This is a genomic window from Micrococcus sp. UYEF5 (genome assembly GCF_040546065.1).
Taxonomy (GTDB): domain Bacteria; phylum Actinomycetota; class Actinomycetes; order Actinomycetales; family Micrococcaceae; genus Micrococcus; species Micrococcus luteus.
This window is the reverse complement of sequence record NZ_JBEPNB010000005.1, coordinates 105,162-130,064: the sequence shown is the minus strand read 5'-3', so window position 1 is coordinate 130,064 and position 24,903 is coordinate 105,162. Positions and strand designations below refer to the sequence as shown.

Here is a 24,903-nt window from a genome sequence, read left to right as displayed (position 1 = left end):
ACGCCCCTCACTTCGCGTCCGCGTACGACCCCACGCTGGAGACGGTGAGCGGGAAGTCCACGGGGGCGGGACCGAACAGCAGGCGGCCGGCGGCGCTCGCGGACTCCGCCACGACCGTCCGCACGGCCTCGGCCTCCGTGGCCGGGCCGTGCAGGACGACCTCGTCGTGGACGAAGAACACGAGTTCCGTGCGCATGCCGGCCGAGCGCAGTCGACGGCGGATCTCGCCCATCCAGCACAGCGCCCACTCGGCCGCGGTGCCCTGCACCACGAAGTTCCGGGTGAAGCGGCCCTGGGAGCGCCGCCGTCGCCGGGCCGCGGACTCGGCGGCCTGGGTGCCGACGTCGGACACGGACTCCTGCCACTTCCGCCCCGGTGCGGGGGACCAGCGGCCCAGCCACGTGGACACCTGGCCGCCTCCCTCGCCGACGGTGGCCGCCCGCTCGAGCAGGCCGATCGCTCGGGGGTAGAGCCGGCGCAGGTGCGGCATGAGCGCCGCGGAGTCGCCCGTCGTCGAGCCGTACATCGCACCCAGCAGGGCGATCTTCGCGCGCCCGCGGTCGGCCAGCGCGGTGCCGGCCGCCCGGCCCTGCTCCGCGACCTCCCGGTACAGGTCGGGCGTGGTCCCGGCACGGGCCAGCGCCTCGTCGGCGGCCATCGCGGCGAGGATGCGCGGCTCCACCTGGGAGGCGTCGGCCACGGTCAGCGTCCACCCGGGGTCTGCGCGGACGGCGTCGCGTACCCCGGCTGGGATCTGCATGGCCCCACCGCCGTGGGCGGCCCACCGCCCGGTCACCACGCCGCCGACCAGGTAGGCGGCGTGGAACCGGCCGTCGTCGCCGATCCACTGGTCCAGCCAGTGCCAGCCGTTGGCCGTCCACAGCCGGGCCAGGGCCTTGTACTCCAGCAGAGGCGCGAGCAGCGCGGCCCGCGCCTCGCGTTCCGCGCCGCCGGCGTCGATCCAGTGCTTCAGGTCCCACTGCCGCGTGGACTCCACGGCCACGCCTGCCGTCTGCAGCGCCCGCAGCAGGCTGGGCTGCGAGTCGGGGCTCAGCCCGGGGGAGCCCAGGACGTCGGCGATGCGTTCGGCCAGGGCCTGCAGGCGGGCCGGACGCTCGCCCGGTGCAGGCCGGGGGCCGAGCTGCTCGGCGAGGAGCGCCTCGTGCACGCCCCGGTCCCACGGCAGACCCGCCGCCCGGATCTCCGCGGCCACGAGTGCGCCCTGCGACTCCGCCGCCGCGAGCAGCCGCAGCCGGTGGGGGTGGGCTGAGCCCTCGACGGCGGCCCGCTGCGCGGCCAGCTCGGCCGCGAGCACGGTGACGTCCGGAGCAGGGCCGGTCTCGTCCGGCAGGTCGAAGAAGGACTCCTGACCGGCGGGCACCCGCGCGGGGCGCTCGGGTTCCGTGGGGTCGGCGACCTCGAGCTGCGCCACGGGCGTGTAACGCACCCCGCTGCCCGGCGCCGTTGCCGCGTGCCGCAGGATCCGCTGGACGAGGGCCAGGTCCCAGCACCGATCCACCCGCACCCCCGCCACCAGCCAGGCGGCGTACTCCGTCCCGACGTCGGCGAGCACCCAGCGGACCGTGCTCGGGTCCACGCCCAGGCGGGCGGGCAGACCGGCCACGAGCCCGGCCACGGACCCGGCGGCGCAGGATCCCAGGGGAGAGGCGCCGTCGCCTTCCCCGTCCAGGGCCCACCAGGCGCCGGGGCTGCCGACGGAGGCGGGGGCGGGGCCCAGGACGACGAACATGGCCCTCATTCTGCCCCGCCGCCTCCTCTGCGCGGGGAGAGGGGCTGTGCGACTTGCACGCTCGCCGAGCGGAGAACACACTGTGCGGACGCACCGGCGCGCAGCGGGCCGTCGGGCGCCACCCAGAGAGGACCCACCATGACAGCGACCCGGTCCGGCGGCGCCGCGACGTCTCGCCTCAACGCCAAGGTGGTCGGCATCTCGGTCGCCGCCGCGCTCGGCGGTTTCCTGTTCGGCTTCGACACCTCTGTCATCAACGGCGCCGTGGACGCCCTCGCCGGGGAGTTCGGCCTCGGCGCCGGTCTCACGGGTTTCGCCGTCTCCTCGGCGCTGATCGGCTGCGCACTCGGCGCCTGGTTCGCCGGGCCGATCGCCAACCGCCGCGGCCGCGTGCCCGTGATGGTGATCGCCGCGATGCTGTTCCTGGTCTCCGCCATCGGCTCGGGTCTGGCGTTCGGCGTGGTCGACCTGATCGTCTGGCGCATGGTCGGCGGCCTGGGCGTGGGCGCCGCGTCCGTGATCGCTCCGGCGTACATCGCGGAGGTCAGCCCGGCCCATGTGCGCGGTCGCCTCGGCTCGCTCCAGCAGCTGGCGATCGTCCTGGGCATCTTCGCCGCGCTCCTCACGGGCGCGCTCTTCGCGACGATGGCCGGGGGAGCGGCGCAGCCGTTCTGGCTCGGCGTCGACGCCTGGCGCTGGATGTTCCTGGCCGAGGCCGTCCCGGCGGTGCTGTACGGCCTGTTCGCCCTGAAGCTGCCGGAGTCCCCGCGCTACCTGGTCGCCCGCGGCCGCACGGACGAGGCGGCCGAGGTCCTGCACGAGTTCACCGGTGTGGACCGGGTGAACCTGATGATCGAGGACATCCGGCGCTCGCTGGACTCGGAGCGCCGCGAGTCGCTGGCGGACCTGCGTGGACCGGCGGCGGGCCTGCAGCCGATCGTGTGGATCGGCATCCTGCTCTCCGTCTTCCAGCAGGCCGTGGGCATCAACGTGATCTTCTACTACTCCACCACCCTGTGGCGCTCGGTGGGCTTCGGGGAGTCGGACGCCCTCACGGTCACCGTGATCACCTCGGTCACGAACATCGCCGTCACCCTCATCGCGATCGCCCTGGTGGACCGCGTCGGCCGTCGCCCCATGCTGATCGCCGGCTCCGCCGGCATGACGGTCAGCCTCGGCCTGATGGCACTGGCCTTCTCCTTCGCGCAGACCGGCGGCGCCGAGTCCGTGTCCCTGCCGCAGCCGTGGTCCACCGTGGCGCTGGTGGCCGCGAACGCCTTCGTGGTGTTCTTCGGCGCCACCTGGGGGCCGCTGGTCTGGGTGCTGCTGGGCGAGATGTTCCCGAACCGCATCCGCGCCGGCGCGCTCGCCGTGGCCGCCGCCGCGCAGTGGGCGGCGAACTTCACCGTCTCCACCACGTTCCCGTGGCTGGCGGACATCGGCCTGACCCTCGCCTACGGCCTGTACGCGGTCATGGCGGCGCTGTCCCTGGCCTTCGTGGCGGCCTTCGTCCCCGAGACCAAGGGCAAGACGCTCGAGGAGATGAGCGACGTCGTCGTGCGCTCCCCGGGGCAGCGGCGCGCGGTGCGCGCCGAGGCCGAGCGGGGCCTGCGCGGCTGACACCGCCCGTCCCGACGACGGCCCCCTCCCAGAGCTTCTGACAGGGAGGGGGCCGTGGTGTGTGCGGGGCGGGTCAGCCGGCGTCGGCGCCGGTGGCGACCTCCTCGTCGTCGCGGTGATCCAGGCCCTCGTCCTCGGAGTCCTCGATGAGACGGTCCCCGGCGATCTTGTCGACGATCAGCGCGATGGCGGCGTCACCGGTCACGTTGGTGGCGGTGCCGAAGGAGTCGATGGCGATGTACGTGGCGACCATGAGCGCGACCTGCGGCTCGGTGAAGCCGAGCATCGAGGACAGCAGGCCCGAGGCCGCCACGATCGCGCCGCCGGGCACGCCGGGCGCCGCGACCATGGTAACGCCCAGCATGAAGATGAAGCCCACGAACACCGGGATGTCGATCGACTGGCCCGAGAGGAACAGCACTGCGATGGAGAACGAGACGATCTTCACCGTGGAGCCGGCCAGGTGGATCGTCGCGCACAGCGGCACGACGAACGAGGCGATCGGCCGGCGCACGCCGAGCAGTAGGGTCTGGCGCAGGGTCACCGGGATGGTCGCCGCCGAGGACGAGGTGCCCAGGGCCGTCGCGTAGGCCGGCAGCATCGTCTTCAGGGCCGTGAACGGGTTGCGGCCCGCGATCGCGCCCGCGACGACGTACTGGATGAGCAGCAGCACCACGGTGAGGCCGAAGACCAGCAGGATCACACCGAGGAACGTGGTGATGACCTTGAAGACCTCACCGGCGGCGGTCATGTTCAGGAACACGCCGAAGATGTAGACGGGCAGCAGCGGCACGATCAGGCCCATGACGACCCGCTCGATGATGGATCGCAGCTGGTCGAAGCCCTCGTGCAGGGCGCCGCGCGGCAGCGTCGTCAGGCCGATGCCGAGCACGAACGCGAGCAGCAGGGCCGTCATCACGCCGAAGGGCGGGTCCATCTGCACCTCGAACAGCGGGCCGAGCAGCGCGTCCTCGGGGTTGGCCATCGCCTCGAAGGACCCGGGGGTGAGGATCAGCGGGAAGACGAGCAGGCAGACCAGCAGGGCGCCGAAGCCGCCGAACAGGGTGGAGCCGTAGGCGATGCCACCGGTCAGGGCCAGGAGCTTCCCCGCGCCCCGGCCGATGTCGCCGATGGCGGGGGCGACGAGCGCCAGGATCAGCACCGGGACGACGAAGCCCAGGAAGTTCGAGAACAGCCCGTTGAAGGTGGCGAAGGCCTGCACGAGCCAGGTCGGCGCGACCAGGCCGACGAGGACGCCGGCCACGATCGCGAGGAGGATGCGGGGCAGCAGGCCGACGCGGCGGCGGGGCGCGGCGACGGCGCCCCCGGAGTCGGGGCCGGACGCGTCGAGGGCGTCGGAGTGGGAGCGAGACATGGCCGACACGCTAGCGCAGGCCGTCCTGCCCGTCGCCCGGGCGGCAGGCCATCCGTGGCGGTGCCGGTGACCCCTTTCGTGGTGTAGAACACAGGGAGTGCCACCGTCTCGGGTAGCGTGCAAGAGCACGCCCGCCCCACCCGGACCGAAGGAGACGACGATGACGGTCCTGCCCCACCCCGCAGACGCCCGGGCCGCCCAGGGGCGCGCTGTCGGCGTGGAGGCGGCATGAGCGAGTTCCTCGCCTCACGCTGGCCGGACATCCTCTTCCGCGCCTGGCAGCACGGGTGGCTCGTGCTGCAGGCGCTGGCCATCGCCACCGTGCTCGCCATCGCACTGGCCGTGATCGCCACGCGGATCAAGGCCCTGACCCCGATCGCGAACGCCTTCACCGCCGTCGGGCTGACCCTGCCCTCCTTCGCGCTCATCGGCGTCCTGATCCCCCTGGTGGGCATCGGGACCGTCCCCGCCGTCGTGGTGGTGGTCTTCTATGCCCTGCTGCCCATCCTCCGCAACGCGCTCGTGGGTCTGCGCGGCGTGGACCCGGAGGTGCTGGAGGCCGCCCGGGGGATGGGCATGGGGCCGGTGGCGCTGTTCACCCGGGTGCGTCTCCCGCTGGCCTGGCCCGTGATCCTCACCGGCATGCGGGTCGCAGGCCAGCTCGGCATGGGCGTGGCCGCGGTCGCGGCCTACGTCCTGGGGCCCGGACTGGGCTCGTACATCTTCACGGGGCTGGTCTCCCTGGGCGGCGCCAACGCGTTGAACTACGCCCTCGTGGGCACCCTCGGCATCGTCGTCGTCGCCCTCGTCCTGGACGGGCTGCTCGTGCTGCTCGGCCGCCTCACCATCTCGAAGGGACTGCGCGCATGAGCACCGACCGTGACGCCGGGGCCGAGATCCGTCTCGAGTCCCTGACGAAGCTCTATCCGGGGCAGGACCGTCCCGCCGTGGACGCCCTGGACCTCGTCATCCCCGCGGGGGAGACGGTGGTGTTCGTCGGTCCGTCCGGCTGCGGCAAGACCACCTCGCTGAAGATGATCAACCGCCTCATCGAACCCACCTCCGGGCGGATCCTGATCGGCGGGGAGGACATCACACGCCGTGACCCCACCCGGCTGCGCCGTCAGATCGGCTACGTCGTGCAGGGCGGCGGGATGATGCCCCACCTGTCCGTCGCCGAGAACGTCGGCCTGGTGCCGCGCCTGCTCAAGTGGGACCGCCGGCGCATCGCCGACCGTGTGGACGAGCTGCTCGAGCTCGTCGGCCTGGACCCGGCGATCTATCGGGACCGTTTCCCGCGCGAGCTGTCCGGCGGACAGCAGCAGCGCGTCGGCGTGGCCCGGGGCCTCGCGGCGGATCCTCCCGTGCTGCTCATGGACGAGCCCTTCGGCGCCGTGGACCCCCTCACCCGCCAGCGCCTGCAGCAGGAGATGCTCGACATCCAGGCCAGGGTGGGCAAGACCATCGTGATGGTCACCCACGACGTGGATGAGGCCGTGCTCCTGGGCGACCGGATCCTGGTGCTCGAACCCGGCGCGCACGTGGCCCAGTACGCCACCCCCGAAGAGGTCCTGGCTCGGCCGGCCACCGAGTTCGTGGCCGACTTCGTGGGGTCGGGGGCGGGGCTCAAGCGGCTGGGGCTGCGGTCGGTCGACTCGCTGCCGCTGCGCCCGATCGCACCGCACCCGACGGGCCCGCTGCCGGGCGGGCCCGTGCTCGACGCGGCCACCCCGATCAGCGAGGCCCTCGCGGCGCTGGTCACGGCCCCGGCGGAGGAGATCGCCGTGGTCCGTGATGGCACGGTCATCGGTCTGCTCGACTATCCGACACTGCGCGCGCACGCCCGCGCCGGCGACGAGCAGGCTCGGCCATGATCGCCCGGCTGCGTGCGGCCTCCGCCGAGGACCGCCTGCTCCTGATCGGCCTGCCGCTGCTGGTGGCCGCCCTGCTGATCGGGTGGACCGTCTGGGTGCGCGGGGCCGCCCTCGACGACGTCGAGGCCCGGCTGCTGACCTGGCCCACCGTCCTGCGCCTCACCGCCGAGCACCTGGCCCTCGTCGGCGTGTCCACCGTTCTGGTCGTGGCGACGGCCATCCCGCTCGGCGTGCTGCTCAGCCGCCCCGCCGCCCGGCGGTTCACCCCCGTCGCCATGGGGCTGGCCAACGCCGGTCAGGCCGCCCCGGTGATCGGTGTGATCGTCCTGCTCGCCATGGCGTGGGGGTTCGGCTTCCGGGTCGCCGTGCTGGCCCTGTCCCTCTACGCGTTCCTGCCCGTGCTGGCCAACACGCTGGCCGGGCTGCGGGGCGTCGACCCCACCGTCGTCGAGGCGGCCCGCGGCATGGGCATGTCGCCGGTGCAGACCCTGCTCCGGGTGGAGCTGCCCTTGGCCCTGCCCGTGATCATGGCGGGTCTGCGGACCGCCCTGGTGCTGCTGGTGGGCACCGGGGCGTTCGCGACGTTCATCGACGCCGGCGGCCTCGGCCTGCTCATCCAGACCGGGATCGTCCTGTTCCGTTTCCCGCTGCTCGTCTCGGGGGCGATCCTCGTGGCCGCCCTCGCCCTGATGATCGAGTGGATCGGCCGCCTCGTCGAGACGCTGGCCACCCCGAGGGGGCTCGCATGACCACCTCGCGCGCGACCATCCCATCCCGCCGCCGCGGCCGGACCCCCGCTCGTGCCGCGCTCGCCGCGCTCGGCCTGGCGGCCTCCCTGGTCCTGTCCGGGTGCGGGCTGAGCACCGCCGGCGGCTACCTGCCCTCGGGCACGCCCGCCGGCGAGGTCGCCGGGATCGACCTCGAGGGCGCCCACGTGGCGGTGGGCTCCAAGAACTTCAACGAGGGCGTCGTGCTCGGCAAGATCACCGCGATCCTGCTGCGCTCCGCGGGGGCCGACGTCGAGGATCTGACCAACATGCCGGGTTCGCTCAGTGCGCGCCAGGCCCAGGTCGCAGGCGTCGTGGACGTCGAGTGGGACTACACGGGGACGGCCTGGATCACGTACCTGGGCCACACCGATCCGATCCCGGACGCCCAGGCGCAGTGGGCCGCGGTCCGGGACGAGGACGCGCAGCAGGGCCTGGTGTGGCTGCCGCCGGCCGAACTCGACAACACCTACACCTTCTCCGTGCGCCAGGACCGGGCGGAGGAGCTCGGCCTGGAGACCCTGGCGGACATCAAGGACCTCCCCACGGAGGACCAGTCCTTCTGCGTGAGCGCCGAATTCGCCGCCCGCAACGACGGGTTCCTGCCCATGCTCGAGGCCTACGGGATCGAACGGCCCACCGGATCCCGGCTGCGCCAGATGGACATCGGGGCGGTGTTCGCCGCGGTGGCGGACGGGTCGTGCACCTTCGGGGAGGCGTACTCCACGGACGGGCGGATCGCCGCGCTGGACCTGACGACCCTGCAGGACCCGCTGAGCTTCTTCCCGAAGTACAACGCGGCCCCCATCGTGCGCGAGGAGGTCCTGGCCGAGCACCCCGAGATCGCCGACCTGCTGGCGCCCGTGACCGCGCGCCTGGACAACGCGACGGCCGCGCGCCTGAACGCCCGGGTGGACGTCGACGGCGAGGAGCCCACCCAGGTCGCGTGGGACTGGCTCCGCGAGGAGGGCCTGATCACCGACTGACGGTCCGCCGACGCCGCCGGCACGGCGGATCAGGCAGCCGTCAGCGTGCGCGAGTAGACCGTCCGGCCGACGGCGTTGATCAGACGCACCCGGAACTCGCGGCCGTCCTCGGGGATCTCGACGTGGCCGAAGTACTGGTGCTCGCCGGAGCGCGGCGAGCCCATGACCGGCCCGTGCGCCTCGAAGTCCAGGCGCGGGCCGAAGGTGCCGTCCAGCGTGTTCGGGCCGGACGATCCGGCGTTGATGGGGCCGGCCACGAACTCCCAGAACGGCTCGAAGTCGGTGAACGCCGCGCGGTCGGGGGAGTAGTGGTGCGCCGCGCAGTAGTGGACGTCGCCGGTGAGGAACACGACGTTCTTCACGCCGTGGTCCTTGATCGCCTTCAGGAGGCGGGCGATCTCCAGCTCGCGGCCCAGCGGGGCGCCGTCGTCGCCGTTGGACAGGGACTCCTGCCCCGTGCCGTCGGGGACGATCAGGCCCAGAGGCAGGTCGTTGGCGATGACCTTCCACGTGGCGGTCGACGCGCGCAGCCCACGGATGAGCCACTGCAGCTGCTCCTCGCCCAGGATCGGGGTCTCGTGGGTCTCGAGCCCCGGGGTGTTCTCGCCCTTGTGGGTGCGCATGTCCAGGGCGAACACGTCGAGGGTCGCGCCGCGGGGGATCCTGCGGTAGATGCGGGCGGGCTCGAAGCCCGAGCCGCGGCGCAGGGCTGTGGAGTCGGCGATCGGCATGTACTCCTGCCACGCGCGGCGGGCGCGGGCGGCCAGCGTGTCCACGTCACGGACCTGGGTGTAGCGCGGGTCTTCGAGGACCTCACCCGGCCACCAGTTGTTGGTCGTCTCGTGGTCGTCCCACTGGGCGATGACGGGGACGTCCGCGTACAGGGCGCGGAGGTTGTCGTCCATCATGTTGTAGCGGTGGCGGCCGCGGAACTCGTTCAGCGTCTCGGCGACCTTGGACGTCTCCTCCGTGACGAGGTTGCGCCAGGTGGGCTCGCCGGCCACCTCGAGGGTCTCCGGGATGGGGTTGTCCGCGTAGATCGTGTCGCCGGAGTGCAGGAAGAAGTCGGGCATCGTGGCGTGCATCGCCGCGTAGCCGCGCATGCCGCCGATCTCCGGGTTGATGCCGTAGCCCTGCCCCGCGGTGTCCGCGGTCCACACGAAGGACTGGGCGGCGGAGGTCTTCCGGCCGAACCGCGCGCCGGGCGCCGTCGTGAAGCGGGCCACGGCCGACTCGCCCAGGCGGCCGGCCTCGTCCTCGAACGCGTACGTCACCTCGAAGCGGGTGTCGGAGGGCAGCGTGTCCGCGAGGATCCTCGCGGTGTGGTCGGTGGCCCCGTCGACCCAGCCGGAGCGCAGGGTCAGCCCGCGAGCGAAGCGGCCGCGCAGCACCTTCCCGTCCTCGTCGACCGCGCGCAGCGTGGCGTGCAGGCGCGAACGGCCGGACGAGCGCGCCCACAGCACGGCCGAGTTCGAGGTGACGTCGCCGGTGGCGACGCCGGACGGCAGCGTCAGACGGGACGCGACCAGGCCACCGGGGGTGTGGCGGGCCGGACGGGCGGCGGCGGGGCCGGCGAGGGCGGCGGGGGCGAGTACGGCGGCGGACGCCGCGGCGAGCACCGAACGGCGGGAGGCGGAGTGGGACAGGGGTGCGGTGGTCTGCTTCACGGGGCCAGGGTGGGGCACGCAGGCGAGGGACATGTGGCCTCGGGCTGACCCCCGGGTGAACGTCCGACGCCGGCCCCCGGCGGCAGCGGGGTCGACCGGCCCGGGGCCGCTCAGCGCAGGGCGGTGACCGTCCGGACGGCGTCGACGATCGCGTCCGCCGCGGCGTCGAGCAGCGGGGCGTCGGCGTCCGGGCCGAACGTGCAGCGCAGGGCCGTGCGGGCCTCGTCCTCGCTGAGGCCCAGCGCGAGCAGGGCCGGGGACGGCTCGGCGTCGTGGGCCGAGCACGCGGACCCCGCCGAGGCCAGCACGCCCCGGCGGGCCGCCTCCTCCAGCACCGACTCGCCGTTCACGCCGGGCAGCACGAACGAGGCGTGACGCGGCAGCCGCCGCGCGGGATGGCCGGTCAGCCGCGCGTCGGGCACGAGCGCCCGGACGCCGTCGAGCACGCGCGCCGCGAACCGGTCCCGCAGCCCGGACCACGCGTCCGCGGCCGCGGTGCGCTCCGCCTCGGCCTCCTCGAAGGCCGCCGCGAACCCGGCGGCACCGGCCACGTTCTGCGTCCCGGACCGCCGGCCCCGCTCCTGGCCGCCGCCGGGCACGAGCGGTTCCAGGGCGTGACCCGGGCGCACCCACAGCGCGCCGACCCCCTTGGGCCCGCCGACCTTGTGCCCGGACAGCGCCACGAGATCCGCCCCGAGGGCGCGCACGTCCACCGGGATCTGCCCCGCGGCCTGCACCGCGTCCACGTGCAGCGGCACGCCCGCCTCCCGGGCGACGGCGGCCAGCTCGGCCACCGGCTGCACCGTGCCCACCTCGTTGTGGGCCAGGTGCACGCTGACCAGCGCGGTGTCCGGGCGCAGGCGGGCGGCGAGGTCGTCCGCACAGGTCAGGCCGTCACGGTCCAGCGCGAGGTGCTCGACCTCGACGCCGTGCAGCCGGGCCAGCTGGTCACAGGACTGCCGCACCGCGCTGTGCTCGATCCCCGTGGTCAGCACGTGGTTCGCCGGGCGGCCGGCGAGGATCCGGGCGCGCACCGTGCCGAGCACGGCGAGCGCGTCGGCCTCCGTGCCGCCCGAGGTGAACACGACCTGCCCGGCCCGGGCGCCGATCGCGCGGGCCACCCGCGCGCGGGCGTCCTCGAGCAGGGCCGCCGCCGCCCGGCCGGCCTCGTGCGCCGAGGACGGGTTGCCGTAGACGCCGGTGAGGGCGGGCCACATCGCCTCCAGCGCGCTGCGCCGGACGGGCGCGGTGGCCGCGTGGTCCAGGTCGAGGGTGGTGCTCATCGGCGCGGCGAGACCTCCTCGACCACGGCGTCCAGGCCCAGGTCCAGGGACTGGACGGTATGGGTCAGCGCTCCCACCGAGATCACGTCCACGCCCGTGGCCGCGATCGCCCCGATCGTCTCGAGGCTCACCCCGCCGGAGGCCTCGACGACGGCGCGGCCCGCCACGAGCTCGACGCCGGCCCGCAGCTCGGCCGGCGAGAAGTTGTCCAGCATGATCGTGTCGACCCCGGCGGCGAGCACCGCCGGGATCTGCTCGAGCCGGTCGACCTCCACCTCCACGTGGGTGGTGTGCGGCAGGCGGGCCATCCCGGCGCGCAGGGCCGCGGTGAGGGCCTCGTCCGGGTCGCCGGCACCGCCGAACCCCAGCGCGGCCAGGTGGTTGTCCTTGAGCATCACGGCATCCGAGAGGCTGAAGCGGTGGTTGTGCCCGCCTCCGTCCCGCACCGCCTGCCGTTCGAGCACGCGCAGACCCGGGGTGGTCTTGCGGGTGTCCACCACCCGCGCGTGCCCGCCGCCGGCGCGCACGGCGGCCACGTGGGCGGCCGTCGTCGTGGCGATCCCGGACAGGCGCTGGACGAGGTTCAGCGCCACGCGCTCGGCGCGCAGCACCGAGCGGGCGGGGCCCGCGACCTCGGCGACGACGGCGCCGGGGGACAGGTCGGCGCCGTCGGCCAGGTGCAGGGTGACGGACACGGCCGGGTCGACGAGCCGGAAGGCGGCCTCGAGGGCGTTCGTGCCGGAGAGCACCCCGGCCTCGCGGGCCACCACGCGCGCGGTGATCCGGGCCTGCTCCGGGACGAAGGCCTCCGAGGAGACATCACCCCAGGGCGCGTCCTCGGCGAGCGCGGCGGCCACGATCCGCTCCACGTCCGGCTGCGGGGCCGGCGTCGCCGGGGCGCGGTCGGCCGGGGTCACGTCCCGGCCCCGGCGGACTGCGCGGCCGACTGCTTCGGCGCGACGGCCAGCATCCGCTCGAGCGCGGTGCGGGCCGGGTCGGCCACGGACGCGGGCACGGTGATCCGGTTGACCACGCGGCCGGCCACGAGCTCCTCGAGCACCCACGCGAGGTAGCCGGGGTGGATGCGGTACATCGTGGAGCACGGGCAGATCACGGGGTCGAGGCAGAAGATCGTGTGCTCGGGGTGCTGGGCGGCCAGGCGCTGCACGAGGTTGATCTCGGTGCCGATCGCGAAGGTCGAGCCGGCCGGCGCCGCCTGGATGGCCTTGACGATGAAGTCGGTGGACCCGGAGGAGTCCGCGGCCTCCACCACGGGCAGGGGGCACTCGGGGTGCACGATCACCTGGACGTCCGGGTGCTCGGCGCGGGCCTGCTCGATCTGCGCGACCGTGAAGCGGCGGTGCACCGAGCAGAAGCCGTGCCACAGCAGGACCTTCGCGTCCCGCAGGGCGTCCTCGGAGTTCCCGCCCAGCGGCAGGCGGGGGTTCCACGTCGGCATCTGCTCGAGTGGGATCCCCCTGGCGCGGCCCGTGTTCCGGCCCAGGTGCTGGTCCGGGAAGAACAGGACGCGTTGGGCACGCTCGAACGCCCAGTCCAGCACGGCCGAGGCGTTGGAGGACGTGCACACGATGCCGCCGCGCTCGCCGACGAAGCCCTTGAGGGCCGCGGAGGAGTTCATGTAGGTCACGGGCAGCAGGGGCACGCGCCCGTCGTCGTCCGGCTCGGTGCCGTAGACCGCCTCGAGCTGCTCCCACGCGTCCTCGACCGAGTCCAGGTCGGCCATGTCCGCCATGGAGCAGCCGGCGGCGAGGTTGGGCAGGATGACGGCCTGGTCCGGGGTGGAGAGAAGGTCCGCGGTCTCCGCCATGAAGTGCACGCCGCAGAACACGATCGCCTCCGCCTCGGGCCGGCCCTGGGAGGCCCGCGCGAGCTGGAAGGAGTCGCCCACGAAGTCGGCGTGCTGGACGACCTCGTCGCGCTGGTAGAAGTGGCCCAGCACGACGACGCGTTCGCCGAGCGTCTGCCGCGCGGCGCTGATCCGGGCGTGGAGCTCCTCGTCGGAGGCCCGCTGGTACTCCTCGGGGATGCGGCCCTGCACGGGGGCGTCGGCCGGGACGGCGTCGTCCTGCGATGCGCCGGGGCCGTAGGCGGGCAGGCCGGCGTCGAACGCCCAGGGGCCGCGGGTCAGGTCGGGGGAGCACGAGGAGCCGCGCGCGGCGTCCTTGTCGATCAGGGTCAGGGTGCGGGCCACCGAGGCGGTGGTCCCGGTCGGGGTGGTCATGGGTGACTCCTGGGTCGGGGCTGGTGGTCAGCGGCGGGCATCCGGCCCGGCGGGATCGGGGTCGGTCCCGGGCCCGGCGGGCCGGTACCGGTAGAGCTTGGGCGGGCGGTGCGGGGTGCCGCCGCGGACCTCGCCGGTCTCCTCGAGGGTCCCGGCGGCGAGGGTGGCGCGGCGGAAGTTGGCGGCGTCGAGGCCGCGGCCGAGGACGGCCTCGTGCACGGCGCGCAGCTCGGCAAGGGTGAAGGAGGGCCCCAGCAGCGCGTGCCCGACGCCGGCTCGCGGCAGGTCCGCGCGCAGACGCGCCACGGCCGCCGCCAGGATCTGGGCGTGGTCGAACGCCAGCGCGGGCGGCGCGTCGGCCCGGTGCCAGCGCACATGGACCCCGATGGGCAGCCCGGCCACGTCCGGGTCCGGGCGGGACGCCGGGGCGGCGCCGTCGTCGTCCAGGACGGGGCTGAGCGCCCAGTGGGCCACCGTGAGGACGCGTCCGGTGGGGGAACGGTCCACGGCGCCGAACGCCGCCAGCTGCTCGAGGCGACGGACGGGACCGGGCACGCACTCGGCGGCCACGCGTGCGGCGACGTCGGCCAGCTCCTCGTCCGCGCCGAGCCACGCGCCCGGCAGCGCCCACCGGTCCAGGAACGGCTCGCGCATCCGCGGGACGAGGGCGACACAGAGGCGGGGCACGCCGTGCGGGTCCGGGCGCACGCCGAAGACGGCCGTGGACACGGCCACGCTGACGCGGGCCTCAGCGACCGGCATGGGACCTCCCGGGGCGGACTGGCGGGGCTGTTCTGGTCAGTATGACACTGTTCGCGCCCATCTCAGAGGGTCGAGATGACTGTAAGGCGGGGGAGGCGCCGGCGCGGTCCCGCGCTAGCCTGAGTCGGGTGAACACGACCGCCGCCGCCTCCGACCCGTCCGACGCCCCCCTGGCCTCCACCCGCATCGGGGAGGGCCCGCGCGGCGTCGCGTTCCTGCACGGCCTCATGGGCCGGGGCCGGAACTTCACCGGCCCGGCCAAGGAGCTGGGCGACGACTTCACGGTGGAGCTGATCGATCTGCCGGACCACGGCGCCTCGCCCTGGACGGACCGGGTGGACTACCGCGAGATCGCGGACCGGGTGGCCGCCCACCTGCGCGCCGGCCTCGCCGCCGACGGGCCGGTCCACCTGCTGGGCCACTCGATGGGCGGCAAGGTCGCGATGGTGCTCGCCCTGCGGCACCCGGAGCTCGTGGACCGGCTGATCGTGGAGGACATCTCCCCGCGGCTCTCACCGCAGGCCACGGACGAGTTCGTGCACCTGCTGGGCACCATGCTGCGCATGGACCTGGACGCGTACGACTCGCGGGCCGAGGCCGACGCGGCCATGGCCGAGCACGTCCACGACGCGCGGGTGCGCGGCTTCCTGCTGCAGAACCTGCGGCGCACGGCCGGCCACTTCGCGTGGCAGCCCAACGTGGCCATGCTCTTCGAGCACCTGCGGGAGATCGGCTCGTTCCCGGACCCGGTGGTCCCCGAGGATCCGGAGCGCGTGTTCGACCATCCGGTCCTGTGGCTGGCCGGCGCCGAGTCGGACTACGTCCAGGATGAGGACGTGCCGCGGATGAAGGAGCTGTTCCCGCGCGTCGTGCGCGTGACCGTCCGTGACGCCGGCCACTGGCTGCACGCCGACCAGCCCGAGGCCTTCGTCTCCGCGGTGCGCACCTTCCTCACCGCCGACTGACGGGGCCCGTCGGGAGACGGAGACAGCGCCGAGGCCCGCAGACGCGCCGCCACGTTCCGTGCGTAGCGGCGCGTCTGCGGGCCTCAGCGTGGGGCGCGGGTGGGGGCGGACCCGTCGGCCGCCGCATCAGTGGGCGGGCACGGCCTTCTTCCCGCGCAGGCGTCCGACGAGCAGGACCACCCCGAGCGCGACCGAGCCCCAGAGCAGGCCCCACACAGCCGACGTCGCGGTCTCCGTGAGCCAGCCGAGGAACGCGCCGGCGGCGTGCGTGACGGGCTCGACGATCCCGTGCTGCACGGCGTAGGGCCACGGCACGCCCAGCGCGTCCAGCTCCACGAGGGCGATGTGGCCGCCCACCCAGAGCATCGCCACGGTGCCGATGACGGTCACCACGCGCAGCACGTGCGGCATGGCCTTGACCAGCCCGGCGCCGAATGAGCGGCCGCCGGAGGTCGAGGCGTTCTGGTGCAGGTGCAGGCCGACGTCGTCCATCTTCACGATCAGCCCCACGGCCCCATACACGCCCACGGTGATGAGGACGGCCACCACCGCCAGGACCGCCGCCTGCATCCAGAAGCCCAGGTCGGCCACCTCGTTCATGGAGATGACCATGATCTCCAGGGACAGGATGAAGTCCGTGGTGATGGCCCCGCGCACCACGGTGTCCTCGGCCTCCGGACCCCGCTCGACGGCGGGCTCTTCGTCGTCGGCATGCCCGTGGCCGGTGAGCTTGCCCCACACCTTGTGCGCGCCCTCGTAGGACAGGTAGGTGCCGCCGGCCAGCAGCAGCCACGGCAGGATCCAGGGGGCGAGCCAGTCGAGCAGCAGCAGCGCGGGCAGGATGAACACGAGCTTGTTGCGCAGGGAGCCCTTGGTGATCCGCCAGATCATCGGCAGCTCGCGGGCCGCGGCCGCGCCGGCCATGTACTGCGGGGTCACCGCGGCGTCGTCGACCACCACTCCCGCCGCCTTGGCCGCGGCGCGTCCCGCTCCGGCGGCCACGTCGTCCACGCTCGCGGCGGCGAGGCGGGCGAGGGCGGCGACGTCGTCGAGCAGGGCTACGAGTCCGACCATGGTTCCTCCTGGGGTGGGGCCGACGGGCGCGTCGGTGCGCAGGCAGGGCGCAGGTCGAGCATAGCGGCGAGGACGGACACGCACCGGCCCGGTCCCGTGGGGGACCGGGCCGGTGCGTGCGCGGCCGACGAGGCCGCCGGTGGGCTCAGGCGTCGTTCTCGGTGGTCTCCACGGGACGGGAGCCGAGGCGGCCGTCGATGCGGAGCAGGCCCGAGCCGTCATCGCCGACGAGCTCGAGCTGGCCCACGATCTCGGAGACGGTGGCCTCCTCCTCGATCTGCTCGTCCAGGAACCAGTTCAGCAGCGGGCGCGAGTTGAGGTCGCCCGCGGAATCGGTGGCCCGGTACAGCTCGCGGATCGCCTCGGAGACCTTCTGCTCGTGTGCGAGCGCGGCCCGGAAGATCTCCAGGGCCGACAGGCCGGCCTGCACGGGCGGGGCCGGGATGGCGCCGATCGTCGGGAAGCTGTCCCGGTCGGCGACGTGGTCGATGAACTTGTTCGCGTGGACGATCTCCTCGTCCGCCTGGTGCCGCAGCCACGCGGCCATCCCGGACAGGTCCAGGTCGTCGGCGGCGATCGCGAGCTGGCGGTAGACCATGGACGCCTCGAACTCGAGGGTGATCTGGTCGTTGAACTTCTGCAGCAGGTCATCGGTGAGCTTCATGCCTCGAACTCTAGGCAGGCGGCCGGGGCGCGGTGAAGGCGCGCCCGCCCCTCATCGAGGAGCGACGACGGCGGGCGGCCGGTCCCGCCGGATTCGGCGCCCCGCGGTGCCAGCCCTAGGCTGGGCGCCGTGTCCGAGACCCGCCGCGCCCGCCCGGGCGTCGACCCCGTGTCGACGCCGCCCTCCGACGTGCCGCGGGGCCCGGGGGGCCGGGACGCGCTCGTGCGCCGCCGCGTGTTCCGGACGCCCCTGCTGCGCCGCGTGGTCTACGCGGTGGTCTTCGAGCTGCTCGCCATCCTCTTCACCACCGTGATCCTGGCGGCGCTCGGCAACGGCGGCGGGCCCTCGCTCGCCGTGGCGGTCGTGTCCTCGACCGTGGCCCTGCTGTGGAACATCGTGTTCAACTCGGTGTTCGAGACCCTCGAACGCCGCCTCGGCATCACGGGCCGGCCCTGGTGGGTGCGCGTGGCCCACGCCGTCGGCTTCGAGGGCGGGCTGATCGTGTTCCTCGTGCCCGCGGTGGCCCTGATCCTCGGCATCGGGCTGGGGGAGGCGTTCCTCATCGAGGCCGGCCTCCTCGTGTTCTTCCTCGTCTACGCCGCGGTGTACGCCTACGCGTTCGACTCGGTGTTCGGCCTGCCGGACTCGGCCGCCCGCGCCGAGGCCTGACCCGCCGATCGGATCAGGCGCGGCTCAACGGGACGCCGGCAGCCCCAGGAACGCGCGGATCGCCGGCATCTCGCGGCGCACCTGGCCCAGGCCGAGCTCGTGGGCGGCGGCCAGCTTGGCCACGGACCGCTCGCCGTTGGCGATGGGCATGGTCTCGGGCGCGAACAGATAGGCCCGTCCCTGCCGCTCCATCTCGAACAGCCGCTCGCGGGTCGCGTTGTACCGGCGCCAGCGCGTGAGCAGGGCGTCCGCGACGGCGGGGTAGCGCCGGAAGGTGCGCTGGTAGAACGAGGGGAACCGTTCGGGCCGTTTCACGTACCCGCGCTCCCGGGTCAGGACCACGAGGACCTTCTCGAACCCCGCGTCCTCCGCCGCGGTCAGCGGGATCCCGCCGTCCACGCCGAGGGCGCCGTCCACGAACACGGTGCCCTCGGCGTGCACGGGGGGCATGAGGACCGGCATCGTGGACGACGCGCGGACGCGGACCATCAGGTCGGTCAGGGTGGTCATGTCGGAGCGGTCCCACCAGCGCGTCTCGCCGCTCGCGGCGTCGAACCCGCCCAGCACGAGCCGGGCGGGGTTCGCGCGGAACGTGGCGAAGTCGTAGGGCAGGTCCGCCTCGGGCAGGCCGGCGTGCTCGTAGATGTACTCGGCGTTGAACAGGCCCTTGCCGCGCAGGAAGCTCAGCCAGTTGCCGAACCGAGGATCGTCGGCGAAGTCCACGAACGAGCGCCGCGCACGGGCCGGGTCGCGGGACAGGTAGTTCACGGCGTTGGACGAGCCCGCCGAGATGCCGGCCACGAAGTCCACGTGGATCCGCTCGCGCAGCAGCTCCGCCACCACGGCCGAGGTGAGCGCGGCGCGCATCCCCCCGCCCTCGAACAGCAGCGCCGTGTCGGTGACGTTGGACGTCATGGGCTCGGTCATGGTCGGTCCCTCCGTGTTCGCCGTCCGCCGAGCAGGGCGCGGGGCGCTCCCGTCCGGCCGCGCCCATCCTAGGCTGTCCCCATGGCGACGACCCACATGAAGAGCACCCCCGTCCACACCGTCGGTGGGCTGCCCCAGGTGGGTGCCCCCGCCCCCGACTTCACCCTCACCGGGGCGGACCTGTCCCCGGTGACCCTGCGGGAGCTGCGCGGCCGTCGCGTGATCCTGAACATCTTCCCGTCCCTGGACACCGGCGTGTGCGCCGCCTCCGTCCGCGAGTTCGACTCCCGCGTCGCGGACCTCGGGGACACCACCGTCGTGGCCGTGTCCGCGGACCTGCCGTTCGCCGCCGCGCGCTTCTGCTCGGTCGAGGGCATCGACCACGTCCGCAGCGGCTCTGTGTTCCGCTCGTCGTTCGGCGACGACTACGGCGTGCGCATGACCGACGGTCCGCTCGAGGGCCTGCTGGCCCGCGCCGTCGTCGTGGTCGATGCCGACGGCGTGGTCCGTCATGCCCAGCTCGTCCCCGAGATCTCCGAGGAGCCGGACTACGAGGCCGCCCTGGCGGCCGCCCGGGGCTGAGCGTGACGCCGCCGGGCTGGCCGCCGCGCGCACGACGCTCGCCCCTGGCATTCGTCATCGCGCTGTTCGGCGTGCTCGGCGCGCTGGTCCTGGCCGGGGGCCTCACCGCCCTCCTCGCCGGCCGGATGGTCGACGTCGCCGCGGACTCCGCCCCGACCGTGCCCGCCGCCGAGGCCCCCGCCCGGGAGGCGGGCGAGCTCGCGGCGGGCCTGACCCACATCCACGACGGTGTGGCGGTGGACTGGTCCGCATCGGCCCACGACGGATCGTCCCTGGACCCGGGCCAGCCGGTCGCGGACGCCCCGGGCATCCTCCTCGTGGAGACCGCCCTCGGCGCCCGCACCGGCACGGGGACGGGCATGGTGCTCTCCCCGGACGGGCTGGCGGTGACCAACTACCACGTGGTCGAGGACTCCTCGGAGGTGCACGTGGTGGTCGCGGACACCGGCGCGCGGCACACGGCCACGGTGCTCGGGCGCGATGCCGAGCACGACATCGCGGTGCTCGACGTCGAGGGCGTCTCAGACCTGCCGGTGGCCAGCGTCTCGCTGGACCCGGTGCGGCGCGGGGACCAGGTGGCCGCCGTCGGCAACGGCGGAGGCCAGGGTTATCTGACGGCCGTGCGCGGCACCGTGCTCGGCACGGACCGCTCGATCATGGCCGCGGCCGAGGGCACCGATCAGTACGCGCGCCTGTCCGGCCTGATCCAGACGGACGCGGACGTCGTGCCCGGCTACTCCGGCGGCCCGGTGGTGGACGACGCCGGCCAGGTGGTCGGCGTGACCGTGGCAGCCAGCGACGGGACCACCGCAGACGAGGTGGACGGCTTCGCGATCCCGCTGGAGGTGGCCTTCGACGTGGCGGACCAGGTCCTCTCGGGCGAGGAGACGGACACCGTGAGCATCGGTGCGGACGGCGCCCTGGGCATCATGGTCGGCGCGGATCCCGACGTCGGCGTCGTGGTCATGCAGGTGGACGCGGGCTCCGCCGCCGAGCAGATCGGCCTGGTCGAGGGCGATGTCATCCTCGAGATCGAGGGGCGGACCGTCGGCGACGACGCCTCCCGGATGTCCCGCCTGGTCAACGACCACAACGTGGGGGACCGGATCACCGTCCAGTGGCGCACCGCCGACGGCGAGGTGCGCGAGGCCGAGGCGGTCCTGCAGCCGGCCCTCGTGAACTGACCGGCCCCCCGGCGCTCAGGAGAGCAGGTCCAGTGAGAGGGCCATCGCGGCCACGCCCAGCAGCACGCCGCCCAGCGCCGCGGCGCGGCCCCCGGCCGCCCGGGCGGCGGGCAGCAGCGCGTCGAGGCTCACGGTCACCATCACGCCCGCCACGGCCGCGAAGACGGCGGCCAGGAGCGCGGGTGTGAGGAACGGGGCCAGCAGCAGCCAGCCGATCAGCGCGCCCAGCGGCTCCGCGATCCCCGTGAACGCGGCCCACGCGAAGGCCTTGCGCCGCGATCCGGTGGCCTGCCGCACGGGCACGGCCACGGCCACGCCCTCGGGAACGTTGTGCACGGCCATCGCGACGGCCAGCGCGAGGCCCACCGACGGATCCTGCAGGGTGCCGGCGAAGGTGACGAAGCCCTCCGGCAGATTGTGCAGGCCGATCGCCAGGGCCGTCACCGTGCCCAGGCGCAGCATCCGCCGCCGGTCCAGGCCGGCCGGGTCGTCGACGTCGCCCGGCATCTCCGAGACGGGGTCGGGGACGGCGCGCTCGAGCAGCACGTAGGCGCCTGCGCCGAGGGTCAGGGCGGCCACCGCGACGGCGGTCGCCGCGGGGCCGACCGCCCCGCCCAGCCCCTCGACGGCGGCCGGCAGCATCTCCAGGAAGGAGACCGCGAGCATGACGCCCGCGGCGAGGCCGAGGGCGGCCCCCAGCCCGCGGCCCGAGGGCTCGCGTCCGACGATCGCCAGGACGCCGCCCAGCACCGTGGCCAGTCCGGCGAACGTCGTGAGAGCGAGCGCGGTCCAGAACGGGTCCACGGGAGAGGGCCTCCTGACGGGCGGCGGGCGGGGTGCGACCATCCTAGGGACCACAGGAGGAGACCATGACCGAAACCGCCGCCGGCCCCGGATTCGCGCTGCCCCGGGGCGTCGAGCCGGGCCGCGCCGTCGTCGTGGGCGCCGGACCCAACGGCCTGACCGCCGCCGCCCTGCTGGCCCGCGAGGGCTGGGAGGTGGACGTGTTCGAGCGGGCCCCGGTGCCCGGCGGTGCGTGCGCGTCCGCGCCGGTGCTGGGGGAGGGGACCGTGGTGGACCTCGGGGCGGCGGGCCATCCGTTCGGCGTCGCCAGCCCCGTGTTCCGGGAGCTGGGGCTGACGGACCACGGGCTCGCCTGGCTGCACCCGGCCGTGCCGATGGGACATCCGCTGCCGGACGGGCCGGCCGCCCTCCTGCACCGGGACCTCGAGGCCACCGCCGTGGGTCTCGGCGTCGACGCGCGGGCCTGGCGGGCCGTGCACGGGGCCCTGGTCGACCACGTCGACGAGATCCTGGCGGGCGCGCTCGGCCCGGTGTTGCGACCCCCGCCCCATCCGGTGGCGATGGCCCGCTTCGGCCTGCGCGCCCCGTGGCCGGCCGATCTGCTGGGCCGGGCGATGTTCCGCACGGCGGCCGCTTGCGCCCTGTTCACGGGCTCGGCGGCCCACGCGATCCTGCCCTCGAGCCGGCCCCTGACGGCGGCGTTCGGTGCGCTCTTCGGCGCGCTCGGGATGAGCTCGGGCTGGCCGGTGGCGCGCGGCGGGTCGGGGGCGATCGTCGAGTCGCTCGTGGCGGTGCTGCGGGCGCACGGCGGGCGGCTGCACCTGGGCCACGAGGTCACGGACCTGCGCGCGCTGCCCGCCGCGGACGCCGTCGTGCTGGACCTGACCCCGCGCCAGGTGCTGCGCGTCGCCGGCACGGGCCTGCCGCCGCGCTACGCCGCGGCCCTGCGCCGGTGGCGCCCCGGGCCGTCCGTGTCCAAGGTCGACTTCCTGCTCGACGGGCCGATCCCGTGGCGCGACGCCCGGCTCGCGGGCGCGGGGACGGTGCATCTGGGCGGGACCGCCGCCGAGATCCGGCGGGCCGAGGACGACGTCGCGGCCGGCCGGATGCCGGCGCGGCCCTTCGTCATGCTCTGTCAGCAGCAGGCGGCGGACCCCACACGGGCCACCGGGCCCGCCCGGGGGCACACGGTCGTCTGGTCCTACGCCCATGTGCCCCACGGCCACCCCGGCGACGTCCGTCCGCTGATCGAGGCGGAGGTGGAGCGGCACGCACCCGGCTTCCGGGACCGGATCCAGGCCGCGGTCGCGATGCGCCCGGCCGACCTGGAGGTGTGGAACCCGAACCTCGTGGGCGGCGACATCGCGGGGGGATCGCTCGCGGGAGCGCGCGCGCTCCTGCGCCCCACTGCGTCGCCCCGGCCGCACCGGGCGGGTCGGACCGGGCTGTATCTGGCCTCCGCCTCCACCCCGCCGGGCGCCGGCGTCCACGGCATGGGCGGGGCGTGGGCCGTGCGGACTCTGCTGGCGGACCGTCGTCGCTGACCGCTGTGCGCCACGGCTGAGACTGATCCGGATCCGGACTTTCGCGAATCGGAATGTGCCCGCTACAGTGTGGTCCATCTCACGGAACGTCCCGTCTCGGCGGAACGGCCCGGGGTAGTCTCACATCATCGGATCCCCACAGGGATGCGGATGAGGGACGTCCTTGCACCTCTCATGAACGGAAGCACCTTCCATGAAGTACACGAAGCTCTCCGCTGCTGCGGCCCTGGCCGCCGGCTCGGCCCTCATCCTCTCCGCCTGCGCCCCCGGCGGCGGCAACGCGGGCGACTCCAGCAACAGCGGCTCCGCCGCCAGCCAGGGCGGCGACTCGGGCGCCGGCAATGTCATCGAAGGGGACAAGGGCCAGAAGCTCACCGCCGAGGCCTCCGGGCCGGGGCTGGCCGACCTGGGCGACGTCGAGACCCAGGACGGCTCCATCGCCTACTCGGTGGGCGCCGACGACTTCCTGTCCTACAACGGCCTGCAGTCGAACACGTACACCACGTACAACTCGGCCGTCGTGGACCGCATGTTCTCGTCCTTCTGGTACTTCGGCACCGACGGCTCGATCATCCCGAACGAGGACTTCGGCACGTACGAGAAGACCTCGGACGACCCGCTGACCGTGAAGTACACCATCAGCGACGACGCCAAGTGGTCCGACGGCACCCCCGTCACCGCGGGCGACTTCATCTTCCACTGGGCCGCGAACAACGACACGGTCAAGGCGGAGGGTTCCGAGACCCCGCTGTTCGACTCGATCTCCTTCGAGCAGGGCAAGTACATCCCGGAGGCGCCCGAGGGCGAGGCCGACGGCAAGGAGTTCACCGTCACCTACCCGGAGCCCTACGCGGACTGGGAGATCCTCATCAGCACCGCACTGCCGGCGCACATCGTCGCCAAGGAGGCGGGCATGAGCTTCGAGGAGCTCGTCACCGCCGCGAAGGAGAAGGACGTCGAGGCGCTCACCCCGGCGGCCGAGTTCTGGAACGACGGCTGGGACTTCAGCCCGGGCGAGCTGCCGGACGCCTCGCTGGTGCCCTCCATGGGCCCCTACAAGTTCAAGGACGGCGGCTGGCAGGCCGGCCAGTCCATCACCCTCGAGACCAACCCCGAGTACTGGGGCACCCCGGCGGCCACCAAGGAGCTCGTCCTCCGCTTCGCCGACCCCAAGACCCACGTGCAGGCCCTGCAGAACGGCGACCTCGACGTCATCGAGCCGCAGGCCACCGTGGACACCCTCCAGCAGCTCGAGGGCCTCGGCGACGACGTCAACGTCCAGACCGGTGACCAGCTGACCTGGGAGCACGTGGACTACAACCGCGGCGAGGGCTCCGTCTTCGCGGACTCCCCGGAGCTGCGCGAGGCCTTCGCCCTCTGCCTGCCCCGCCAGCAGATCGTGGACAACCTGATCAAGCCGATCTATGCGGACGCCCAGGTCATGAACCTGCGCGAGGTCTTCCCCTTCCAGGACAAGTACCAGGAGGTCGTGGACGAGGCCTACCCGAAGGAGATGGACGAGCCGAACATCGAGAAGGCGAAGGAGCTCGTCGAGAAGTCGGGCGTCTCCAAGCCCACGGTCCGCCTCGGCTACCAGGCCGGCAACCAGCGTCGTACCGAGACCGTCGCGCTCATCAAGAGCTCTTGCGACCAGGCCGGCTTCGACGTGCAGGACGCCAACTCGCCGGTGTTCTTCAAGGAGGTCATGCCGGCCGGTGACTACGACGCCGCCCTCTACGCCTGGGCCGGCTCGGGCCAGAAGGCCTCCGGCGCGAACATCTACCAGTCGGACGGCGCCCAGAACCAGCAGAGCTACAACAACCCCGAGGTGGACGCGGCCTGGGACAAGCTCGCCACCTCGCTGGACGAGAACGAGCAGCTCGAGCAGGTCAAGACCATCGAGAAGCTGCTCTGGGAGGACTTCCAGGCCATCCCGCTGTACGCTCACCCGGGTCTGGTCGGCCACAAGGCCGACGTCGCCAACGTGCGCGACACCGCCGCCCAGTCGGGTGCGCTGTGGAACGTGGAGCAGTGGGTCCGCGTCCAGGAGTGACGCCCCGCTGACCTCTGACCCGGCGGTCCGCCTCCCGCGGACCGCCGGCGTCGGGATCGAGGACAGAGCCCGGCCGGGCACCGGCCGGGCTCTGGCCGTGAACCGCGGCGA

General features: G+C 73.9%; 22 protein-coding genes. 11 read left to right on the top strand and 11 right to left on the bottom strand.

Annotated features, from left to right (window positions below; translation table 11 throughout):
• Positions 1 to 7: 7 nt before the first annotated feature.
• The gene (locus tag ABIB16_RS06870; protein WP_020626294.1) at positions 8 to 1,750 is read right to left on the bottom strand and encodes a bifunctional 3'-5' exonuclease/DNA polymerase; all 1,743 of its coding nucleotides are present in this window, start codon (positions 1,748 to 1,750) and stop codon (positions 8 to 10) included.
• Between the two features lie 138 nt (positions 1,751 to 1,888).
• On the opposite strand from ABIB16_RS06870, the gene ABIB16_RS06865 reads away from it, so the two are divergent.
• On the top strand, positions 1,889 to 3,370 hold the full coding sequence (locus ABIB16_RS06865; protein ID WP_163721262.1) for a sugar porter family MFS transporter: 1,482 nt from the start codon (positions 1,889 to 1,891) through the stop codon (positions 3,368 to 3,370).
• A 73-nt stretch (positions 3,371 to 3,443) separates the two neighbouring features.
• Here ABIB16_RS06865 and ABIB16_RS06860 read toward each other — a convergent pair whose 3' ends face one another.
• Positions 3,444 to 4,745, bottom strand: coding sequence for a dicarboxylate/amino acid:cation symporter (locus tag ABIB16_RS06860; protein ID WP_163721264.1), 1,302 nt, complete (start codon positions 4,743 to 4,745; stop codon positions 3,444 to 3,446).
• A 228-nt stretch (positions 4,746 to 4,973) separates the two neighbouring features.
• On the opposite strand from ABIB16_RS06860, the gene ABIB16_RS06855 reads away from it, so the two are divergent.
• The 4 genes from ABIB16_RS06855 to ABIB16_RS06840 are packed head-to-tail and all read left to right on the top strand — an operon-like array spanning position 4,974 to position 8,372.
• Entirely contained in the window at positions 4,974 to 5,615 is a 642-nt protein-coding gene (locus ABIB16_RS06855; RefSeq protein ID WP_049145926.1) for an ABC transporter permease, read from the top strand.
• Positions 5,612 to 6,619 (top strand): ABC transporter ATP-binding protein, encoded by a 1,008-nt coding sequence (locus ABIB16_RS06850; RefSeq protein WP_098092236.1) that lies wholly within the window; start codon positions 5,612 to 5,614, stop codon positions 6,617 to 6,619. Before ABIB16_RS06855 ends, ABIB16_RS06850 begins: the two co-directional genes overlap by 4 nt.
• Complete coding sequence (locus tag ABIB16_RS06845; RefSeq protein WP_044659379.1) at positions 6,616 to 7,368, top strand: ABC transporter permease; 753 nt, start codon at positions 6,616 to 6,618, stop codon at positions 7,366 to 7,368. The genes ABIB16_RS06850 and ABIB16_RS06845 overlap by 4 nt, the downstream gene beginning before the upstream one ends.
• On the top strand, positions 7,365 to 8,372 hold the full coding sequence (locus ABIB16_RS06840) for a glycine betaine ABC transporter substrate-binding protein (RefSeq protein WP_159833329.1): 1,008 nt from the start codon (positions 7,365 to 7,367) through the stop codon (positions 8,370 to 8,372). Before ABIB16_RS06845 ends, ABIB16_RS06840 begins: the two co-directional genes overlap by 4 nt.
• A 29-nt stretch (positions 8,373 to 8,401) precedes the next feature.
• On the opposite strand, the gene ABIB16_RS06835 is transcribed toward ABIB16_RS06840, so the two are convergent.
• The 5 genes from ABIB16_RS06835 to ABIB16_RS06815 form a co-directional block, all read right to left on the bottom strand.
• Positions 8,402 to 10,039 (bottom strand): alkaline phosphatase D family protein, encoded by a 1,638-nt coding sequence (locus ABIB16_RS06835; protein WP_271437902.1) that lies wholly within the window; start codon positions 10,037 to 10,039, stop codon positions 8,402 to 8,404.
• A 110-nt stretch (positions 10,040 to 10,149) separates the two neighbouring features.
• On the bottom strand, positions 10,150 to 11,322 hold the full coding sequence (locus tag ABIB16_RS06830) for a cysteine desulfurase family protein (RefSeq protein ID WP_135101387.1): 1,173 nt from the start codon (positions 11,320 to 11,322) through the stop codon (positions 10,150 to 10,152).
• Positions 11,319 to 12,239: a carboxylating nicotinate-nucleotide diphosphorylase gene (gene nadC / locus ABIB16_RS06825; protein WP_354436147.1), complete on the bottom strand. Its 921-nt coding sequence runs from the start codon at positions 12,237 to 12,239 to the stop codon at positions 11,319 to 11,321. Before nadC ends, ABIB16_RS06830 begins: the two co-directional genes overlap by 4 nt.
• Positions 12,236 to 13,564, bottom strand: coding sequence for a quinolinate synthase NadA (nadA, locus tag ABIB16_RS06820; RefSeq protein WP_036316443.1), 1,329 nt, complete (start codon positions 13,562 to 13,564; stop codon positions 12,236 to 12,238). Before nadA ends, nadC begins: the two co-directional genes overlap by 4 nt.
• A 27-nt stretch (positions 13,565 to 13,591) precedes the next feature.
• The gene (locus ABIB16_RS06815; RefSeq protein ID WP_069941600.1) at positions 13,592 to 14,326 is read right to left on the bottom strand and encodes an NUDIX hydrolase; all 735 of its coding nucleotides are present in this window, start codon (positions 14,324 to 14,326) and stop codon (positions 13,592 to 13,594) included.
• 128 nt (positions 14,327 to 14,454) lie between these two features.
• On the opposite strand from ABIB16_RS06815, the gene ABIB16_RS06810 reads away from it, so the two are divergent.
• Positions 14,455 to 15,291 carry an alpha/beta fold hydrolase gene (locus ABIB16_RS06810; RefSeq protein WP_078025868.1) on the top strand — a complete coding sequence of 279 codons (837 nt, stop codon included), beginning with the start codon at positions 14,455 to 14,457 and terminating at the stop codon, positions 15,289 to 15,291.
• A 126-nt stretch (positions 15,292 to 15,417) separates the two neighbouring features.
• Here the strand turns inward: ABIB16_RS06810 and ABIB16_RS06805 are convergent, their stop codons facing one another.
• Together ABIB16_RS06805 and ABIB16_RS06800 are read right to left on the bottom strand one after the other, a co-directional pair.
• Positions 15,418 to 16,365 carry a DUF808 domain-containing protein gene (locus ABIB16_RS06805; RefSeq protein ID WP_354403221.1) on the bottom strand — a complete coding sequence of 316 codons (948 nt, stop codon included), beginning with the start codon at positions 16,363 to 16,365 and terminating at the stop codon, positions 15,418 to 15,420.
• A 145-nt stretch (positions 16,366 to 16,510) separates the two neighbouring features.
• Positions 16,511 to 17,029, bottom strand: a complete 519-nt coding sequence (locus ABIB16_RS06800) for a ferritin (protein WP_354403220.1) — start codon at positions 17,027 to 17,029, stop codon at positions 16,511 to 16,513.
• A gap of 129 nt (positions 17,030 to 17,158) precedes the next feature.
• On the opposite strand from ABIB16_RS06800, the gene ABIB16_RS06795 reads away from it, so the two are divergent.
• Positions 17,159 to 17,698 (top strand): PACE efflux transporter, encoded by a 540-nt coding sequence (locus ABIB16_RS06795; RefSeq protein ID WP_041105039.1) that lies wholly within the window; start codon positions 17,159 to 17,161, stop codon positions 17,696 to 17,698.
• Positions 17,699 to 17,722: 24 nt separating this feature from the next.
• Here ABIB16_RS06795 and ABIB16_RS06790 read toward each other — a convergent pair whose 3' ends face one another.
• Positions 17,723 to 18,625 carry a patatin-like phospholipase family protein gene (locus tag ABIB16_RS06790; RefSeq protein WP_049147475.1) on the bottom strand — a complete coding sequence of 301 codons (903 nt, stop codon included), beginning with the start codon at positions 18,623 to 18,625 and terminating at the stop codon, positions 17,723 to 17,725.
• Positions 18,626 to 18,706: 81 nt separating this feature from the next.
• On the opposite strand from ABIB16_RS06790, the gene tpx reads away from it, so the two are divergent.
• A complete protein-coding gene (gene tpx / locus ABIB16_RS06785) occupies positions 18,707 to 19,207 on the top strand; it encodes a thiol peroxidase (protein ID WP_049147477.1) in 501 nt (166 codons plus the stop codon).
• Positions 19,208 to 19,209: 2 nt separating this feature from the next.
• Positions 19,210 to 20,391 (top strand): S1C family serine protease, encoded by a 1,182-nt coding sequence (locus ABIB16_RS06780; protein WP_060973541.1) that lies wholly within the window; start codon positions 19,210 to 19,212, stop codon positions 20,389 to 20,391.
• A gap of 15 nt (positions 20,392 to 20,406) precedes the next feature.
• On the opposite strand, the gene zupT is transcribed toward ABIB16_RS06780, so the two are convergent.
• A complete protein-coding gene (gene zupT, locus ABIB16_RS06775; RefSeq protein WP_252411416.1) occupies positions 20,407 to 21,195 on the bottom strand; it encodes a zinc transporter ZupT in 789 nt (262 codons plus the stop codon).
• Between the two features lie 65 nt (positions 21,196 to 21,260).
• Between zupT and ABIB16_RS06770 the strand changes: the two genes are divergently transcribed.
• Positions 21,261 to 22,739 (top strand): phytoene desaturase family protein, encoded by a 1,479-nt coding sequence (locus ABIB16_RS06770; protein ID WP_354436146.1) that lies wholly within the window; start codon positions 21,261 to 21,263, stop codon positions 22,737 to 22,739.
• A gap of 193 nt (positions 22,740 to 22,932) precedes the next feature.
• On the top strand, positions 22,933 to 24,792 hold the full coding sequence (locus ABIB16_RS06765) for an ABC transporter family substrate-binding protein (RefSeq protein WP_354436145.1): 1,860 nt from the start codon (positions 22,933 to 22,935) through the stop codon (positions 24,790 to 24,792).
• The last annotated feature ends 111 nt before the right edge of the window (positions 24,793 to 24,903 follow it).